General features: G+C 74.3%; 1 pseudogene. It reads left to right on the forward strand.

The annotated features are described in order from the left end of the window. Positions 1 to 616: 616 nt before the first annotated feature. Positions 617 to 1,260: pseudogene (locus Ari01nite_RS40005) on the forward strand (hypothetical protein); the annotation flags it as partial.

A 1,260-nucleotide genomic window follows, 5' to 3' on the forward strand; every position in this document is an offset into this window, starting at 1 on the left:
CGCAGCCGCGCAGAGCGCAGTCACGCAGAGCGCAGTCACGCAGAGCGCAGTCACGCAGAGCGCAGTCACGCAGAGCGCCGGCGTACCCGCGGCAACGGCGCAGGGTGCCGACGATTCGGCTCCGGCCCCGCGGCCTGCTGGTGTGCCGGCCCCCGCGGCGCGGGATGCTGTGGGTTCGGCAAGCTCCTCGCGGAGCGAACCTAATGTGGCCGTGGGCGCGCAGAGTGGTGGCTCGCCTGGTTCCGTGGCGCGTGCTGATGTCGCCGAGGCGGTCGGCCGCGGCGGACGGACGGGTGACTGTGCCGACTCAAAGGCGCCGTCGCCCACCGGAGGTGTGGTGCGGGCCAACCACGACGCGCGGGGCGCTGGTGATCTAGAACTCGGTGCTTCCGGGGCGACTGCTGGGCGGGCGGGAGTTACCGTTCAGGGCGGCCCAGGAGTGCTTGCTGCCCGTGACACCTCTGGTCAATTGCAGCCTGTAATGCCGGTCGGTGACGTTGGGTCGTCTGATGAGACGACGACCGCTACGGCCGGTGCCGAGTCGCCCCTATCCGCCAGTAGGGAGCGGCAAGCGGCAGGGGCGGACACCGACAACGGTCGTCGCGACCGTGGGTCGGTGTCCGCCCCCAGGGACGGCGCCGGGGCAACGGACAACGGGCCCAAGGTGGCCCTGCGGCCCGCCGCTCCCGGTGGCAGCCCCGCGGTGTCCTCGGCATACGGTCCGGCCGAGACCGGATCGGCTGTGGTCGGGAAGCCGATGGTCCCAGCACGCGCGCGGCCTTCGGCTCCGGTGCAGCCGGCTGGACCGGCGCGGGCGGCGGCCAACACCGACGGCCCGGCCGGCGAAGGCCGGATCTCGGGCATCGCCCCAGTCACGGCGAATCAGGCCTGGATCGCTGCCGGAGCCGCGGATGTCTCGGCCCTGATGCACGCGATGGCCCGGGGGGAACGGGCCGGCAGCACGGCGGAAGCAACCCCGACCGCCATCGAGACCCCCACCGTCGGCGAGGCCGGCACGGTGACTCGGCCCGCATCGTCCAGCACGGACGGACGGGTGGCGCAGCGTCCGATGCCGACTCCCTCCGGTCCGCGCTCCCCGGCCGACGAGGGCGGTGAGGTACGCCGTCCCGCGGGCGACCAGGCCGGCACCCGCCCGCACGCCGGACCGGGCGTCATCGGCACCCGCCCAACGACCGGCGAAAGCCCGGACGATAGCCGCCCGCCGCTCGACGAGGGCGCCGCCGGCAACCGCCCGTCGCT

The organism is Paractinoplanes rishiriensis (assembly GCF_016862375.1).
Taxonomy (GTDB): Bacteria; Actinomycetota; Actinomycetes; order Mycobacteriales; family Micromonosporaceae; genus Actinoplanes; species Actinoplanes rishiriensis.